Source organism: Mesorhizobium sp. CNPSo 4671 (assembly GCF_057784245.1).
In genome coordinates this window covers 30,030-47,272 of the sequence record NZ_JBWLUW010000001.1, presented here as the reverse complement: position 1 = coordinate 47,272, position 17,243 = coordinate 30,030, and the positions used below count along the sequence as shown (strand labels likewise).

14 protein-coding genes are annotated in these 17,243 nt (G+C 63.0%); 5 read left to right on the top strand and 9 right to left on the bottom strand.

Going from position 1 to position 17,243, the window contains the following annotated elements:
• Positions 1 to 2 precede the first annotated feature (2 nt).
• The gene (locus AC04SF_RS00235; RefSeq protein WP_488476003.1) at positions 3 to 1,037 is read left to right on the top strand and encodes a Gfo/Idh/MocA family protein; all 1,035 of its coding nucleotides are present in this window, start codon (positions 3 to 5) and stop codon (positions 1,035 to 1,037) included.
• The gene (gene apnL, locus AC04SF_RS00230) at positions 1,034 to 2,872 is read left to right on the top strand and encodes a D-apionate lactonase (protein ID WP_488476002.1); all 1,839 of its coding nucleotides are present in this window, start codon (positions 1,034 to 1,036) and stop codon (positions 2,870 to 2,872) included. Before AC04SF_RS00235 ends, apnL begins: the two co-directional genes overlap by 4 nt.
• Positions 2,873 to 2,875: 3 nt before the next feature.
• Here the strand turns inward: apnL and AC04SF_RS00225 are convergent, their stop codons facing one another.
• On the bottom strand, positions 2,876 to 3,589 hold the full coding sequence (locus tag AC04SF_RS00225; RefSeq protein ID WP_096455019.1) for a transcriptional regulator NanR: 714 nt from the start codon (positions 3,587 to 3,589) through the stop codon (positions 2,876 to 2,878).
• 177 nt (positions 3,590 to 3,766) lie between these two features.
• Here AC04SF_RS00225 and oiaX point away from each other — a divergent pair, with 177 nt between their 5' ends.
• Positions 3,767 to 5,017 (top strand): 3-oxo-isoapionate-4-phosphate decarboxylase OiaX, encoded by a 1,251-nt coding sequence (oiaX, locus tag AC04SF_RS00220; RefSeq protein ID WP_096458789.1) that lies wholly within the window; start codon positions 3,767 to 3,769, stop codon positions 5,015 to 5,017.
• Between the two features lie 3 nt (positions 5,018 to 5,020).
• On the top strand, positions 5,021 to 6,355 hold the full coding sequence (locus AC04SF_RS00215) for a four-carbon acid sugar kinase family protein (RefSeq protein ID WP_488476001.1): 1,335 nt from the start codon (positions 5,021 to 5,023) through the stop codon (positions 6,353 to 6,355).
• Positions 6,356 to 6,527: 172 nt separating this feature from the next.
• On the opposite strand, the gene AC04SF_RS00210 is transcribed toward AC04SF_RS00215, so the two are convergent.
• From AC04SF_RS00210 to AC04SF_RS00175, 8 genes are all read right to left on the bottom strand, one after another.
• Entirely contained in the window at positions 6,528 to 7,271 is a 744-nt protein-coding gene (locus AC04SF_RS00210) for an ABC transporter permease (RefSeq protein ID WP_488476000.1), read from the bottom strand.
• 4 nt (positions 7,272 to 7,275) lie between these two features.
• Entirely contained in the window at positions 7,276 to 7,983 is a 708-nt protein-coding gene (locus AC04SF_RS00205; RefSeq protein ID WP_488475999.1) for an ABC transporter permease, read from the bottom strand.
• 81 nt (positions 7,984 to 8,064) lie between these two features.
• On the bottom strand, positions 8,065 to 8,862 hold the full coding sequence (locus AC04SF_RS00200; protein WP_096455011.1) for a transporter substrate-binding domain-containing protein: 798 nt from the start codon (positions 8,860 to 8,862) through the stop codon (positions 8,065 to 8,067).
• 80 nt (positions 8,863 to 8,942) lie between these two features.
• The gene (locus tag AC04SF_RS00195; protein ID WP_488476649.1) at positions 8,943 to 10,865 is read right to left on the bottom strand and encodes a DUF2817 domain-containing protein; all 1,923 of its coding nucleotides are present in this window, start codon (positions 10,863 to 10,865) and stop codon (positions 8,943 to 8,945) included.
• 115 nt (positions 10,866 to 10,980) lie between these two features.
• The gene (locus tag AC04SF_RS00190; RefSeq protein ID WP_488475998.1) at positions 10,981 to 12,477 is read right to left on the bottom strand and encodes an FAD-binding oxidoreductase; all 1,497 of its coding nucleotides are present in this window, start codon (positions 12,475 to 12,477) and stop codon (positions 10,981 to 10,983) included.
• Positions 12,474 to 13,595: a histidinol-phosphate transaminase gene (hisC, locus tag AC04SF_RS00185; RefSeq protein WP_488475997.1), complete on the bottom strand. Its 1,122-nt coding sequence runs from the start codon at positions 13,593 to 13,595 to the stop codon at positions 12,474 to 12,476. Before hisC ends, AC04SF_RS00190 begins: the two co-directional genes overlap by 4 nt.
• Before the next feature lie 45 nt (positions 13,596 to 13,640).
• Positions 13,641 to 14,762: a 2Fe-2S iron-sulfur cluster-binding protein gene (locus AC04SF_RS00180; RefSeq protein WP_488475996.1), complete on the bottom strand. Its 1,122-nt coding sequence runs from the start codon at positions 14,760 to 14,762 to the stop codon at positions 13,641 to 13,643.
• Positions 14,759 to 15,799 carry an aromatic ring-hydroxylating dioxygenase subunit alpha gene (locus AC04SF_RS00175; RefSeq protein WP_488476648.1) on the bottom strand — a complete coding sequence of 347 codons (1,041 nt, stop codon included), beginning with the start codon at positions 15,797 to 15,799 and terminating at the stop codon, positions 14,759 to 14,761. The genes AC04SF_RS00180 and AC04SF_RS00175 overlap by 4 nt, the downstream gene beginning before the upstream one ends.
• Before the next feature lie 121 nt (positions 15,800 to 15,920).
• On the opposite strand from AC04SF_RS00175, the gene AC04SF_RS00170 reads away from it, so the two are divergent.
• On the top strand, positions 15,921 to 16,868 hold the full coding sequence (locus tag AC04SF_RS00170; RefSeq protein ID WP_488475995.1) for a LysR substrate-binding domain-containing protein: 948 nt from the start codon (positions 15,921 to 15,923) through the stop codon (positions 16,866 to 16,868).
• The last annotated feature ends 375 nt before the right edge of the window (positions 16,869 to 17,243 follow it).

Here is a 17,243-nt window from a genome sequence, read left to right as displayed (position 1 = left end):
GCATGGCGACTTTGAGCGGAGCGCTGATCGGCTGCGGCTTCTTCGCCGTCAACCAGATGCATGCCTGGCGCGACATAGAGGGCGCCTCGATCGTCGCCATCTGCGACCGCGATGCGGAGCGGCTCAGGATCGTCGGCGACCAGTTCGGCGTGGCGCGGCGCTACACCGATGCAGCGGCGCTGTTCGCGGCCGAGACGCTCGACTTCGTCGATATCGCCACCACCGTGGCCAGCCATCGGCCGCTGGTCGAGATGGCGGCCGCCCACCGCGTCCCGGTGATCTGCCAAAAGCCCTTCGCGCCGACGCTCGCCGACGCCAAGGCGATGGTCGTGGCCTGCGCCGAGGCCGGCGTGCCGCTGATGGTGCATGAGAATTTCCGCTGGCAGTCGCCGATCCAGGCGGTGCGCGCCGTGCTTGACAGCGGTGAGATCGGCACGCCCTTCTTCGGGCGTATCTCCTTTCGCTCCGCCTATGACGTGTTTTCCGGCCAGCCTTACCTAGCGACGGGCAAGCGTTTCATCATCGAGGATCTCGGCATCCACATCCTCGACATTGCGCGTTTCCTGCTTGGTGATGTGTCGAGCCTCACCGCCCGCACCGCGCGCATCAATCCGGCCATCGCCGGCGAAGATGTCGCCACCATGCTGATGGATCACAAGAGCGGCGCCACTTCGGTGGTCGATTGCAGCTATGCGACCAGGCTTGCGGTGGAGCCGTTTCCCGAGACGCTGATCGATATCGACGGCAGCGACGGCACGCTCCGGCTGGCGCAGGGCTACCTGCTCACCGTCACCGGCAAGCGCGGTACGACGGTCAGCGATATCTCGCCACCGCTGCTGCCCTGGGCCTCGCGGCCATGGCACAACATCCAGGAGAGCGTACTGGCGATCCAGCGGCACTGGGTCGAGAGCCTTGCAGACGGCAAGGAGCCGGCAACCTCGGGCGCCGACAACCTCAAGACATTCGCACTAGTCGAGGCGGCCTATGCCGGCGCCGCAAGCCGGCAACCGGTGCGGATCGACGATCTGCTGAAATGACCTGGGATCGCTTCCTCCTCTGCGGCACAAGCGCGGCGGAGCCCGAACCGATCCGGCTGACCGCCGGTGCGCTCAGCGGCGATTTCGTCAACGGCAATCTGCGCACCATCCGCCATGGCGGCACAGAGGTGCTGCGCGCCATCGCCTATATCGTGCGCGACCGCGACTGGGGCACCTACGAACCCGCGTTGACGGACCTGACCATCGACCAGTACGCCGATGCTTTCTCCGTCAGCTACACGGCAAGCTGCGCCGAGCCGAACGGAAGCCGGCTCGCCTTCCACGCCACCATCAAGGGGTCGGCGGACGGCAGGCTGGTGTTCGACGTCAGTGCGCTGCCCGAAAGTGATTTCGAGACCAACCGCTGCGGCTTCTGCATCCTGCATCCGATCGCCGGCCTCGCCGGCAGCCCGGTGACGGTCGAGCACACCGACGGCAGCGTGGTGGCGACGAAACTGCCAGACCTGATCGACCCCTGGCAGCCGTTCAAGGATTTGCGCGCCATCACGCATGCGGTGCGGCCCGGCGTCACCGCCGAATGCCGCATGGAAGGCGATATTTTCGAAATGGAGGACCAGCGCAACTGGTCCGATGCCTCCTACAAGACCTATGTGCGGCCGCTGGCGCTGCCTTGGCCATATGTGTTGCCGGCTGGTCAAACCAACCGCCAGACGATCAGCCTGCGCATTGCCGGCAACGGCAAGACACCGGCTGCAGCCGAGGCGTTCGGTGCGGTCCGTGTGACGCTTGGCGAGCCCGGTCCGTCGCTGCCGGATGTCGGCGTGATCATCTATCCCCGCGATGTCGAGACAGCGCTGGCGAACCTCGCCACCTTGTCGGCGCTCGGTCCACAACAGCTATTGTTTCACTACGATCCGACGCGCGGTCACGGGCTCGACGCTTTGCGCGCTTTCGCCCGGCTCGCCGGTGCCTATCCTGCCCGGACAACGCTCGAATGTGTGGTCGCCTGCAGCGGTGATCTCGATGCCGAGCTCTCCGACGTCGCAGGTCTCGTGCGTCGGGCAGGTCTGCGGCTCGATGCCATTGCGGTGTCGCCTTCTGTCGACCGCCAGTCGACGCCGCCGGGCAGCGCCTGGCCGCCCTGCCCGCCGCTGGAGGATGTCTATGCCGCGGCGCGCCGCGCCTTTCCCGACATCCGTCTCGGCGGCGGCATGTTCAGCTATTTCACCGAGCTCAACCGCAAGCGCGTCCCAGCCGGGCTGCTCGATTTCGTCACCCATTGCACCTGCCCGATCGTGCATGCCGCCGACGATCTCAGCGTCATGCAGTCGCTGGAGGCGTTGCCGTTCATCACCCGTTCGGCGCAGGCGATCTTCGGCGACAAGCCTTACCGGATCGGGCCTTCGACCATTGCCATGCGGCAGAACCCCTATGGCGGCGCCACCAAGGACAATCCGCGGGGACAGCGCATCGCCATGGCGGATCGCGATCCGCGCCACAACGGCCTGTTCGCCGCCGCCTGGACCATCGGCTATGCCGCGCGCGTCGCGCCCGCCGGGCTGGAGATGCTGACGCTGTCCGGCTTCACCGGGCCGTTCGGCATGCTGGCGGCATCCGGTGAACCCGTCACCGAAGGGTCACCGCGGCCGATCTTCGAGTCCATCAAGGGGCTTTGTGAACTGGCTGGCCTCGCCCATGTGTCCGCCAAGACAAGCGACGAGACGCGGATTGCGGCACTGGCCGGCCGCTCCGCCTCCGGCGAGACCATTGTGTGGCTGGCGAACCTGACGGCGGACGATGTCCCGGTCGACGCTTCCGCGCTTGGCCACGGCCATCTCGTCATGTCGCCCTACGCCACTATCAGGATCGGTTAAGCCTTACTTCTCGGAATTCATCACGTAGAGCGCGCGCGAGCGTTCGAGATGCTTGATCATCGCCTTTTCGGCGCCTTCGGCGTCCCGCTGCTCGATGCGGTCGACGATCTCTTCGTGCTCGGTCAGTGTGTACTTTTCCTTACCGGTCCAGATCAGCATCTCGGTGTGATATTCCTTCAGCCAGCCGAGCATCGCCTCGCTGACGGCGACATAGATCGGGTTGCCCGATATCATCGCGATCTGGGTGTGGAATTTCATGTCGGCGGAAATGAAGGCTTCGGAATCGCCGCGCGCGGCGCGCTGCTCGGCAACGGTTGCCTTGAGCCGCTGCACATCCTCGACGGTGGCCTTCTCGGCGGCTTCCCTGACCATGCCGCGCTCGAAGAAGATACGCGCGGTCTTGAGGTGCTCGAGCGTGTCCTTCGACGACGACAGGATGATCTTGGCCGCGCCATCGACCTGCTTGATGATCGACTTGGCGGTGAGTTGCAGCACCTTGGCCCGCTCGCCATGCGAGATGGCGACAAGGCCCATATTGCTCAGCGCCTGCATCGCCTCGCGGATGGCCGGCCGGCCAACCTCGAAGCGCTCCATCAATTCGCGTTCCGACGGCATGTCGTCGCCCGGCTGCAGCTCGCCGCTGGTGATCAGCCGCTTCAGCCTTGCAAAGACTTCATCGGAAAGCTTGCGCCGGACTATCGGCTCCGAACGGTTCATCGTGACGAATCACTCCCTGGCCCGGTTCCTGTTTAGCATCCCCGGCGCGATTCCCGGAATGCCTGCGCCTTGCCCGCCGCGTAATGCGAGATCGGGATATTTGCTTGCAATACTTATGTACTCATTATACCAGATTTGGAGCGCAACAAAACTTTTTTCGGACGCTTTCGACCGGCCATGATCATCCTCACCTATCGCATCGAAACGCCTGACAGCATCGAAGCGCTGGCGGCCAAGATCGCCAGCGACCAGTCGACCGGTACCTTTGTCGCCCTGCCCGGCGAGACCGAGGAGCTGAAGGCCCGCGTGGCGGCGCGGGTGCTGGCGATCCGGCATCTGCCCGATGCGCAGCTGCCGTCCATTCCCGAGGCCGGCAGCGGCCCTTTCAAGCGCGCCGATGTCGACATCGCATTCCCGTTCGATGCGATCGGCACCGACCTTTCGGCGCTGATGACCATCGCCATCGGCGGCACCTACTCGATCAAGGGCCTGTCCGGCATCCGGGTCGTCGACATGAAGCTGCCGCAAGAATTCAAGGGCGCTCACCCAGGCCCGCAGTTCGGCGTCGCAGGCAGCCGCCGGCTGACCGGCGTCGAGGGCCGCCCCATCATCGGCACAATCGTCAAGCCGGCGCTGGGCTTGCGGCCGCCCGAGACGGCGGCGATGGTGGGCGAGTTGATCGAGGCCGGCGTCGATTTCATCAAGGACGATGAGAAGCTGATGAGCCCGGCCTACTCGCCGCTCTCGGAGCGGGTGAAGGCGATCATGCCGCTGATCCTCGACCACGAGCAGAAGACCGGCAAGAAGGTGATGTATGCCTTCGGCATCTCGCATGCCGATCCCGACGAGATGATGCGTAACCACGACCTGGTGCTTGCGGCCGGCGGCAATTGCGCCGTGGTCAACATCAACTCCATCGGCTTCGGCGGCATGGCTTACTTGAGAAAGCGCTCCAGCCTTGTCCTGCACGCCCACCGCAATGGCTGGGACATCCTCACCCGCCATCCCGGCCTCGGCATGGATTTCAAGGTCTGGCAGCAGTTCTGGCGATTGCTCGGTGTCGACCAGTTCCAGATCAACGGCATTGCATCAAAGTATTGGGAGCCGGATGACTCCTTCGTCCGTTCCTTCGAGGCGGTGACGACGCCGCTGTTTTCGCCCGACGATTGCGCCCTGCCGGTGGCGGGGTCGGGCCAATGGGGCGGCCAGGCGCCGGAGACCTATGAGCGCACCGGCCGCACGGTCGACCTGCTCTATCTGTGCGGCGGCGGCATCGTCAGCCATCCGGACGGGCCGGGCGCCGGCGTGCGTGCCGTGCAGCAGGCCTGGCAAGCGGCGGTCGATGGCATTCCGCTGGCGGACTTCGCCAGGAGCCATGCGGAACTGGCCCGCTCGATCGAAAAGTTCGGCGACGGCAAGGCGGCCTGAGCCATGCAGGACCTTCTGCTCAGCTATTATGGCGACGACCTCACCGGATCGACCGATGTGATGGAGGCGCTGGAGCTCGGTGGCGTTCCGACGGTGCTGTTCATGCGCCAGCCGGACGAAGCGCAGCTGGCGCAGTTCTCGCATTGCCGTGCAGTCGGCCTGGCCGGCACCAGCCGCAGCGAGACGCCGCAGTGGATGGACACGCATCTCAAGGAGGCCTTCGTATGGCTGAATACGCTGAACGCCGCCATCTGCCACTACAAGGTCTGCTCGACCTTCGATTCCAGCCCGACGATCGGCAACATCGGCCGGGCGATCGAGATCGGCCGCGCGGTGTTCGCACAGGGCAGCGTGCCGCTGCTGGTCGGCGCACCGCAGCTCAAGCGCTACACCGCCTTCGGCCACCTGTTCGCGGCCTATCGCGATCGATATTACCGCATCGACCGCCATCCGGTGATGAGCCGCCATCCGGCGACGCCAATGGACGAGGCTGACCTTCTGATCCATCTGTCGCGGCAGACCGCTCTGCCCTCGGGATTGCTTGATCTAGCGACGCTGCGTTCGGCCAACCGGTCGGCCGCCTTTGATCGCCTCGCTGAGGGTGGCGCCGCGATCGTGCTCATCGATGTCGACAGTCCGGAAAGCCAGGCGCTTGCCGGCAAGGAGATATGGCGCAGCCGCAAGGCCGGCGGCTCCTTCGTCGTCGGCTCGTCCGGCGTCGAGTACGCGCTACTCGCCGAATGGGCGGAGACTGCCGCCGTTCGCGCCGAGTCCCGCTTTTCGCCACCGGGCTCTGCCGGCCGCGTCGCGGTGGTTTCGGGCAGCTGCTCGCCGACCACGGAACGGCAGATCCGCCATGCGCTGACCGACGGATTCGATGGGATCGAAGTTGATCCGATCGAACTGGTCTCGGAGGTTTCCGAACTGGCGATCGCGCGCGCGGCCGCGCGCGGCCGCGCCAGCCTGGAAGCCGGGCGCAGCGTCATCCTCTACACGGCACTCGGACCTGCCGCTGATCGCGGCGCCGAGATCGACCGTGAGCAAGGCGCCCGCCACAAGCTCGGCCGCGGCCTCGGCACGCTGCTGCGGCAACTGACCGAAGTGCAGGACCTGAAGCGCGTCATCATCGCCGGCGGCGACACGTCGAGCCACGCGCTGGGACAGATGGGCGTCGACGCGCTGACGGTCAGGATGCCGTTGCCGGCGTCACCCGGCTCGCCGCTCTGCGTTGCCCATTCGCGCATCAAGGTGATCGAGGGGCTGGAGGTGGCGTTGAAGGGCGGGCAGGTCGGCACTGACCGCTACTTCTCAGCGATCCGTGATGGCGTGGGCGGTTGACAGCATCATGGCGCACTCACCCGCATTTACTCGCCATCGCCAGGGAACTGATCAATGACACAGATGCCTCAGATGCGAGAAGCGGGACGAGCGATTGCGATAACCGCTAACACAAAGCCTGTCCTCGGCAAAACCTAGAAGATGACGCGCGGTCCGCCATGCTCGCCAAATTTCAGGAGGGTCCTCGCGAAACCGCTGCGGCTTCCTCTGATCGCGGCGAGCTGAATTCATGGCGCGATTGCGACTCATGCCGCATAAGCCAACGCTCGATCGAGCGGGTGATCGTGATCAACAGCAGATTGATGACCAGGTACAATATGCCGGCAATTGCGAAAATTTCGAAGATCGCGAAGGTCTGGCTCATGAGCCGCTTGGCGTAGCCGGTGATTTCCAGCACGGTGATCGTAGAGGCCAAGCTTGTCCCCTTGACCACAAGAATGAGCTCGTTGCCATAGGCCGGCAGAGCCTGGCGTATCGCAAGCGGAAACTCGATGCGGCGAAAGCGCAGAACCCGCGACATGCCGCAAGCCTGAGCTGCTTCGACCAAGCCGGCTGGCACCGACATCAGCCCTCCGCGCAGGATCTCGGACGTATAGGCCGCGGTGTTAAGCGCCAATGCCAGCACGGCGCATCGCGAGCCGTCGCTGATCACCCACCACAGAACGGGGTTGTTCCTGACCAGGCTGACCTCGCCGAGCCCATAGTAGAAAATGAATATCTGGACCAACAGCGGCGTGCCGCGAAAGACATTGCTGTAATATTTGGCAAAGCCGGCCGAGAAGGCATTCGACGACAGCCGCATCAGTGCCAGTCCCAGGCCGAGATTGAAGCCAATGAGCACCGAGACCAGTGTCAGCGCGGCTGTCACCCATAGCCCCTTGAGGAGAACTGGAACCGCAAGCTGGATGAGTTCCATGTTCCTACCTCCTCGCCCGCAGCCGAAGCAGGCGCTCGACCCCATCGAAGCCGGCCTGGCTTACAAGCGTGATGAACAGATAGACGACGGCCGCGATCAGATAGAAGATAAACGGATGGCGTGTGGAGTTCGCGCCGATGTAGGAAATGCGCATCAGCTCCTGAAGCCCAACCACGGAAACCAGGGCCGTGTCCTTGATCGTCGTCTGCCAGACATTGTTTATGCCTGGAACAGCAATGCGTAGCATCTGCGGGGCTATGATGCGGCGGAAGATACGGCCGCCGGGCAGGCCAAGGGCGCGCGCGGCCTCGATGTGTCCGCTGGGGATGGATGCCAGTGCACCCCGGATCACCTCGGTCGAGTAGGCGCCCGAGATCGCACCAATGGCGATCAATGCGATGACGAACGCATAACCGCTCTCCGCCAGCCCGGCGTAGCCGAAAGCAGTGATGACCTTCGTGACAAATTGAACCGAACTGAAAAACAGAAGGTAGATAACGAGCAGTTCGGGAACGCCGCGCACCACGGACGTATATCCGTCCACCAGGAGTGAGAGCGGATATATCCTGGCCCATTTGATCAGCCCACAGACAACGCCAATCAGCAGCCCGGCGACCATGCTGGACAAGCCGACCGCGACCGTCACGGCAGCGCCGCGCAGAATGGCGGTCACCCAACCCGCTTCCCAAACCTGCCAGAGACCGAATTCCATCTGTGTTGCTCTATTCCCAAGTGTGAACGAGGCAGTCGCATGCGCCGGTCCGGCGCATGCGACGCCGCGCGTTGAAGCGCGTCAGTTGCAAGGTCTGGAAATGTCCGTCTTGAACCATTTCTGGCTGGCCTTGCCGACCGATCCATCGGCGGTCAGTGCGCAAAGTGCCTTGTCGATCTTGGCCTTGAGTTCGGTGTTTTCCTGCGCGATGCCGACGCCGATGCCTTCGCCAAGCGTCGGGTCGAAGGTGCTCTTGATCTGCACGCCGACCAGCTGGAAGTTCTTGCCGTCGGGCTTGTCCAGGAAGTCCTGCAGGGCGGATTGATCGGCAAAGGCCGCGTCGATCCGGCCGCTCGCCAGGTCGATCTGCATCTGGTCAAGTGTGTCGTAGGTCTTCAGATCGGCGTCGGGCGCACGCTTCTCGAGGAAATGCGCATGGGTCGTGCCGGCCTGCACGCCGACCTTCTTGCCGGCGAGAGATTTCAGTAAAGTGTCGACGTCGGTAACGCCGGCAAGATCCGAGCCCTTCGGGGCGACGAACATGTTGGCCAGTTCGGCGTAGCCGACGCTGAAATTGATCTCTTTCTTGCGGTCGGCGGTGATCGACATGCCCGAGATGATGACATCGAAGCGCTTGGCTTTCAGCGCCGGGATGAGGCCGTCGAAAGCCTGCACGACGAAATGGCACTTCAGTTCGAGCTTGGTGCAGAGCAACGCACCGACATCCGCGTCGAAACCGGTGACGTTGCCATTGGCGTCGGACATGCTCCACGGAGGATAAGCGCCCTCCGTGCCGATGGACAGTTCACCTTCCGCGGCAAACGCGCTTCCTGTGCTTGCCGCAAGACATGCGAGCAATGACAAGACTTTCAATTTCATGGTCAGTTCCCCTTGTTGATGTTCATTTTTGGCAGATTTGCCCCGGCACGGACCGGAGCCTTCGAGGGTGCGCCTTTCGCTCACAACGTCCGGGCCAGGAACTGGCGCAGACGCTCCGAACGCGGGCTGCCGAACAGCTCCGCCGGTGCCCCCTCCTCCTCCACCTTTCCCTGGTGGAGAAATAGAATCTTGTGGGAGACCTCGCGCGCGAACTGCATCTCGTGCGTCACGAGGATCATCGTGTTTCCTTCCTCGGCCAACTGCCGGATCACCCGCAGCACCTCGCCGACCAGTTCCGGATCGAGCGCCGATGTCGGTTCGTCGAAGAGGATGACTTTTGGGCGCATCGCCAGTGTGCGGGCGATCGCGGCACGCTGCTGCTGACCTCCCGACAACTGGCCGGGATAATGCGCGTGCTTGTCGGAAAGCCCGACCTTTTTCAGCAGGGCGTTGGCGTGGTCGACAGCCTTCTCGCGCGGCTCCTTCAAGACATGCCGGGGGGCCTCGATGATGTTTTCCAGCACCGTCATGTGCGGCCACAGATTGAAGCTTTGAAACACCATGCCGACGCGGGCGCGAATGCGCTCGACTTGGGCCATGTCTGCGGGTCCGGCGCGGCCGTTTGACGTCTGCTTCATCTTGATGAGTTCGCCGTCGATGGCGACCTTGCCGCCGTCCGGCTGTTCCAGCAGGTTGATACAGCGCAGGAAGGTGCTCTTACCCGATCCGGACGAGCCGATCATCGAAATCACCTCGCCGGCATGGGCGGTGAGGTTGACGCCTTTCAACACCAGAAGGGAGCCAAAGCTCTTGTGCAGGTCCTCGATCTGCACTGCCGGTGTCGCGACCCTCGCCGTGGCCGCGGGAGTGTGATCCACCGAGGCGATGCGGGCCGGCGGCACTGTCGGTGCGTTCAGGTCAGGCTCGCTTGTCACGACTTCGACTGTCCGCAATTCCGAGAGCGCGCGATCGAAGTATCGCAGGCTGGCGGACAAGCAGGTTCGCTGCCAATCCGCATCGTCGGGGATGAAAGCACCGCGCAGCGTTGCCTTGATCCGTTTGCCGATGGCGGAATCGATCCTGCCGAAAAGATGCAGCCAGTTGTCGGCCTGGACGGCATCCATGACGGTGGCTCCGTCCAGCGTGCCGCATTCCACCACGAGCGGCAGCACCCGTGCGTCTGGCATGGCTCTCACGACGGCCTCGGAGACATAGCCGGTCGCGGTCGCGGCGATGCCTGTGCTGGTCGTCGCATTGGAGCCGGTGATGACCGTGGCAAGCGCCGGTCCGAAAACGGACTTGCCCCAGGCCATACCGGGATGCTCGGAACTGGCCACCGAAAGCAAGGCCGGATAGGCATAGGGTCCCGCACCCGTGTGTAGGTCGAAGACGATGGCATGGCGCGCGGCGGCGGCAAAAGTCGACAGGATGTCGGTCAGCGTCCGATTCGACCAGACGGGGCCGGCGCCGCCATAAAACAGTCCGTCCGGAAATTCATACTGACCGGCCTCGACGATGGCCGCCAACCCGGCCTGCCCGAGCCTTTTTCTGGTTGCGAGCAGCTTCTCGTCGGCAGCGACGCGGTCCGGTCCCTCCCATTCCCTGCACGTCAGTATGCTATGGAGTCCGGCATAGGCGTTGTTCTCTGGTGTGCCTGCGGACCAGTCGATGAAATTGCGGTTGAGATCGACATTGTCCTCGTTGACTCGTCGCGACCACGCCGTTCCCCAGGGGTTGATCAGGTGGATTGCCAGGACGGCCGTTTCCGCGTCCAGCTTCCATGGGCTTTTCTGGCTGAGCCAGGCCGTCTGGCAGGCAGAGCCGAACGCGCCCTCCACGCCATGGGTACCCGAAATGAGCACGATAAGTTTCGAGGCGTCGCGCCGGCCCAACAATGCAACATCGGTTGCAAGAACCTCACCGTCCGGCCCATGCAGGGGATGCAGATATTCGGACAAATCCGCGCCGGCGCGCTGCGCCGCCCTACGGAACCTTTCGCGCATCACCGAGAAGCTGACGGCGTATGACTGGGTCGAATGATCGTGCCGCGCCGTGGCGTCTTCCACCCGGTCAACAGCGCCAGCCAATTTGTCCGTTCCATGCAATTGCGCGATGGGGCTATTCATTGGCGTTCTCGTCTTGACGTTGCGATCGGCGCTCATTGGACGCAGGCGGCCCGGGAGAACGGACGAACCAGCCCCGACCAGGCAGCACCTTGTCGGGGTTCATCAGCGACTGACCGTCCAGCGCCTTCTTGATCCGTTCCATCGTGGCGAGCTTGGTCTGGTCGGCCGTTGCCAGGAGCGAATGGATGCGCTTGGACCCGACACCGTGCTCGGCGGAAAAGGAGCCGCCAAGCTCGCGCAGGCCGTCATAGAGAACGCGCTCGACCGCTTCTGCCATGTGCTGGGGAAGCGGTCCCCGACGGTTCAAGATGATGTGCAAATTGCCATCGGCGAGATGCCCGAAAACATACGGGACCAGATCGGGTTCGATCGCGGCAAGGCCAGTGAGGACCCGATCGAGATAGGCTGGAATTTCCGACAAGGGCACGGACACGTCGAACGATGGTGCGTTCGGGTGGGCGCGGTAGAGGACGCTGCTGTCTTCACGCAGCCGCCATAGATCGTCTTCCTGCCGTCGCGAGCTGGCGATGATACCTGTCGCCTCAGGAAAACGCTCGATGGTTTCGCAAAAGAGCCGTTCGAAATCCTCATGAAGGGCATCTTGGCCGGCACCACCAAGCGACAGCAGAAGGAATATTGGCTGATCGAGCGCAACGACCGGTTCGGCCCAGCCATGCGCCGACGCCGCCAGCCTGAAGTAGGAATTCCACATCGCCTCGGCGGCACGCAAATGCCCAACGCTGGATTGAAACGCCATACGGATGGTTTCCAGAGCGGCCTCGACAGAGGGCAGCCCGAAAAGTGCGATGGCGGTCGCCTTGGGCAAGGGGTCGAGCTTGACGACGACGCGCGTGACGATGCCTAGCGTTCCTTCGGCGCCGATGAAAAGATGCTTGAGGTCATAGCCAGCGGAATTCTTCACCACCCGTGTGAGGTCGCAATAGACAGAACCATCCGCCATCACCGCCTCGAGACCAAGGACCCGATGGCGCATGACGCCGTTGCGAAACGCCATCATCCCACCGGCGTTGGTGGACACCATGCCGCCGATCGTCGCGGAGCCCCGCGCGGCCAGATCGATGCCCGGTTCCAGGCCATGGGCTCTTGCCGTCGTTTGCAATTCTTCCAGGGTGACTCCGGCATCGACGACTGCAGTTTGCTCGACCGGATCGAGCCGCTCGATCCGGTTCATGCGTGCCGTCGAAAGGACGATCTCGCCAATATGCGAAATGCTTCCCCCGACAAGGCCCGTCCCGCCACCGAGTGGCACGACCGAGATCTCGTGCTGACGGCAGACACGAACGACCGCGGCGACCTCGTCCGTGGAGGCGGGCAACACAATGATGGCGGCGTCCTGATCGACCGTCCCGGCAGTATCGGCGATACGCACGTTCGAAGTGCCGACGATGGCACGAAGGCTTTCAGTCACCGGCATCGGCACCGGGCTGCCGATGCGTTCATTCTGACTTGCGACAGCGGCGGCATTCATTGGCCTGCGAGCCCCTGAAGCGCTGTGATGAGACGATCATTGTCGGCGGGTGAGCCGATCGTGACGCGCAGATAGTGTTCATACCCGCTCTCGCGCCATGCCTTGACGATGATCCCCTGCCCGAGCAGCGAAGTGGCCAGGCGTGTGCTGTCGCCATTGCAATCGAAGAAAAGGAAATTGGTCTGCGACGGCGCAACCCGGAGGCCAAGCCCGGCAAGTGCCGCCGCGACACGCTCCCGCTCGGCTCTCACGCGGCTGGCCGACGCTTTCATCCAGCCCTCGTCGGCCAGTGCGGCGATGGCCGCGATCTGTGCCGCGCCGTTGACGTTGAACGGCGTTTTCGCGGCGGCAATCACCGCCGCGAGTTCAACACTGGAGCACAAGGCATAGCCGACGCGCAGCCCGGCCAGGCCGTAGGCTTTCGAAAATGTCCGCAGGACGACATAGTCGATGCCGCTGTCTCGCAAGATTTCGATGCCGTCGGGCGCGCCCGGATCGGAGAATTCGAAATAGGCCTCGTCGAGGACGAAAAGCGTGCCCGGGCGAACGGCAGCGATGAGGCGCCGCAAGGCGGCGTGGTCGAGCCCCGGTCCCACAGGATTCCAGGGCGAAGAGATGAAGACAATCCTCGGCCCCGCCGCAATTGCGGTTTCGAGCGCGCGAAGATCAAAGCCCATTTCGGCGGTCATGGGGATCTTGGCCACCTTGGCTCCAACCGCCAGGGGCTCGATTTCGTGCAGACCGAAGCTCGGCACCGTCGTGACAACTGAGGCGCCGGGCGAGATCACGGCGCGTGAGATCGCGGCAATCATTTCCTCCGATCCGTTGCCGACAACGATGAGACCCGGGTCGATTGCAACTTTCTCGCCAAGTGCCGCACGCAACGCCGTGCAGGCCGGATCGGCATAGCGCCATGGCTCGAACGATGGCGATGCCAGCGCCTTCATGACATTTGGAGAGCAGCCGTCGGGGTTCTCATTGCTGGCCAGCCGGGCGATATCCTGATGCCCGCTGAGCGCGCGCGCCATCGCAATGTTCATGCCCGCATTGTAGGGAGGCAACGCGGCAATATACGGATTGAAGAGAAGCTTTGATTTTGATGTGGTCGAATTTTCCAATCCAGACTTCCCTTCCCGATACGCTCTTTTGGCGGATGCCATCCATCAGATATCCAGGACGACCGATCCGCGCGGCTTCGAGCAGCACAGCAGCACTTCGCCTGGCGCAAGCTCATCGAGCGGTTCCTCGAAATAGCTGACCTCACCGCTGATCAGTCGCGACTTGCACGTGCCGCAGACACCGGCGCGGCAGCTGAATTCCGGTTCCAGGCCTTGCTCCTCGGCGAATTCGAGCAGGGATGAGATACCGTCCCATGCCGCCTTGATTCCTGATTTGCGGAACTCGACCGCAACGGCTTTGCCGTCGGGTTCGATCCCCACCTTTGGCGGGACGTTGATGGCAGGCGGAGCGACATCGAGCACCGTGGCCGGGCCGAAAAACTCGTAGGCGACACGCGCCTTCGGTACGCCAAGCCCCCGCACGGTCGCATAGACCGCCTGCATGAAGGGCGGCGGACCGCAGAGGTAAAAGTCGTAGTCATCGAGCGGCAAAAGACGCTGGAGCATTTCGCGCGAAACCAGGCCTTCGCTGTGGAATTTCCGGTCCGATCTGTCGCGCTCCGTCGGCGAGCGATAGCAGAAGTGAACCGTAACGCCGGGCCGTGTGGCCGCCAAGGCCGACACCTCGTCGCGCAACGCATGAACGTCCCCGTTCTCGCAGGCGTGGATGAACACGACGCGGCGATCGGGTGCCGATGCAAGCGCGTGCAGCATCGACACCATCGGTGTGAGGCCGACGCCACCGCTGAGCAGGACAACGGGCCGGCTGCTGCAGGTGTCGAGAACGAAATCGCCACGCGGCCCCTCGGCCGACAGGACGTCACCCACCTCCACCTGGTCGTGCAGGAAGCTGGAACTCACCCCGGCGGGAAGCCCCGGACTGGGCGGCGCCTCTCGCTTGACGCTGATCCGGTAAGTGCCGACGACGCTCGGCGGGCCGGAGACGCTGTAGTTTCGCAGCACATAGTCCTTTGCGGCCGCCGCTTGCTTCGAAACGGGAATGCGGAAGACCAGGAACTGGCCCGGTTGGTAGGCTCGCCAGCCCTGCGCCTGCACAGGCTCGAGGAGGAACGATGTGATGATCGCGCTCTCCCTTACCTTCGCGACGACTTTCAGGTCGCGAAACCCGCTTCGTCCAGCACTTGCGCGGGCGGACAGTGAGCTCATTCGGCCGCGGCCAATTGCTGGCTCTCGGCGGCAATGAGTTTTGAAAGATTGCGGCGGAAGCGCATCGGTCCGACATCGATCTTAAGATCGAGATTGGGTGTCAGCTTGTTGGCCATGCCTTTGTGCACGGCATTCAAGACAGCGCGGTCTTCGTCGAACGCCCCGCGCACGGATGTGGCGAACTGGCGCGAGACCTCCTGGTCGTCGGGCGCGAAGTTGCGCATCTGGAACCAGTAGTATCTCGTCTGATTGTCATCGACGGGCGTCATGAAGTTGTAGCTGTCCATGAGGAATACGTCTTCATGGTATGGCTTGCCTTCGCCGCCGGTACGGGCGGGCACGAAGATGGCCTTGATGATGGCGTTGCTGGGGTAGCGCACTTCGTAGTGCTGCTTGCGGTCGCAATGGCCTGAGAATTTGAGGAACGGCGCGTAGAACGGCGCCGGCTCAACATCCACAATCCAGCGCCAGACAGTCACCCCGTCCGAACCCACGGTGGTTTCTAGCGGCACGTCTTCCATCGCCTGGACGCCGCCGAATGATGACTGATGAACCCAGGAGACGTGCGACGGGTCCAGCAGATTGTCGGTCATGTAGAGATAGTTGCAGTCGAGCGTCATGGACTCGCCGCGATTGACCCCCCATGCCGGATCGCCCCAGTGGTCGACCTCGAAGATCAAGGCGGGATCGGCCTTCTGCTGTTCACCCATCCAGACCCACAGCAAGCCGTAGCGCTCGGCAATCGGATAGGAACGCACGCACGCCACATGCGGTATCTTTTCCGCCCCGGGCACGCGGGTGCAGGTGCCCGTACTGTCGAACGTCAGCCCGTGATAACCGCATTCCACCGTGTCGCCCTTGATGCGGCCCATCGACAGCGGCAGCTTGCGATGCGGGCACGCATCTTCAAGCGCGGCCACCACGCCATCGGTCTTGCGATAGAGGACGATGTCTTCGCCCAGGATGCGCACAGGCTTGAGCCCCTCGCCGACCTCCGCGTCCCATGCCGCTACGTACCAACAATTTCGAAGAAACATGGCGTCCTCCCGAGCTTGCAACCGCCAGACTGATAGCTCTCGGGCCGGGCACGACAAAGGGCTTGCATCTGCGTTCTATTTTAGAAATGCTAAACCAAACGGACCCCAGGATTGTCCCCAGGTGAAGAACGCGCTGCCCCTCCGTGCGATCGAGGCCTTCGAGGCGTTCGGCCGATGTGGCAGCGTCACGGCAGCCGCCGTAGAGCTTGGTGTTTCGGTTGGTGCGGTGAGCCAGCAGATCCGCAAGGCGGAAGATGCGCTCGGACTGAGTTTGCTCGAACGCCGCGGCAGAAGCGTAGCCCTAACGTCCTGGGGACGAACCTACCATGCGGCCGTTTCCTCAGGCTTCGAAAAGCTTCGCGAAGCGCAGCATATTGTCGAGCGGGCGCGTGCGGAGAGCGCGCTGACCATCTCTTGCCTTCCATCGCTTGCCAGCAAATGGCTGGCGCCTCAGCTTCTGGACTGGCAGACGGCTCACGCCGGCGCGACGGTGCGTCTGATCGGCGCCGAGCAAGAGCCGCGTTTTGGCAGCGATCAAGTGGATTTTCGAATCTCGTACGGCACGAAGGTTCATGAGTTCGATCACTATGCTGAACTGTTCACGGACTGGGTGGTCCCTGCCTGCGCGCCTGGATTGCTGGCCAACCGTCCCTTGAAGAGGCCATCGGATATCCTTGATTTTCCCCTGCTTGGCATAGAATGGGCACGGGACCATCAATCGCCGCCAAGCTGGGCGGAGTGGGCGCACAGGATTGGTGCCTCGCGCCGAAGGACTTCCGGTGAAGTGGCCTTTTCACTGTCGAGCGCCGCGATAGACGCCGCAATCAATGGAAAGGGGTTTGTTCTTGCTCAGCTGTCCATGGCTGCGGAGGACATTGCATCCGGCCGGCTGATCGTACCCTTCAACGAACGGGTGCAGCTACCCGCTGCCTATTTCCTTGCCTGGGATCGTGCAGCGCTGGACAAGCCCTTCGGACCGGAACTGCGAGCCTGGATCGTTTCGATTTGCAAACGCCTGGATGCTTTTTCAGCTGGCTGGGTTCCGCAACGCTCTCAAGCGAGCACTTGAGCGACCTGGGCATGTCAAAATACCGGCATGGATCGAGTATCCAGACGGGTTTTCTGTCGTTTGTTCTCGTTCGTTCAAAGCGCGTTGCCCTACCCGGGCTGGCTACGTTCAAAAAAGAACTCCATCAAACTCGGCCGCCAAATCGTTCGCGACAATCAGGCGAGCCTGTGCGTCCAGTTCGGGCCGCATCGAAACGCGGACCTCGATTCCCTGCGGTTTTCTGCTTCGTTACAACTACGCAATAGACGAGCCACCGAGCGGCCGCAGCGCTGTTGCATGGCAGATAGAGTCTAACAAACGCGCCACCAGAGCACCTTGCGCTAGCGCAAAGTTGCGCCGGGTCGTCGGCGTTATGATGTCCGCCGAAGTCGATTC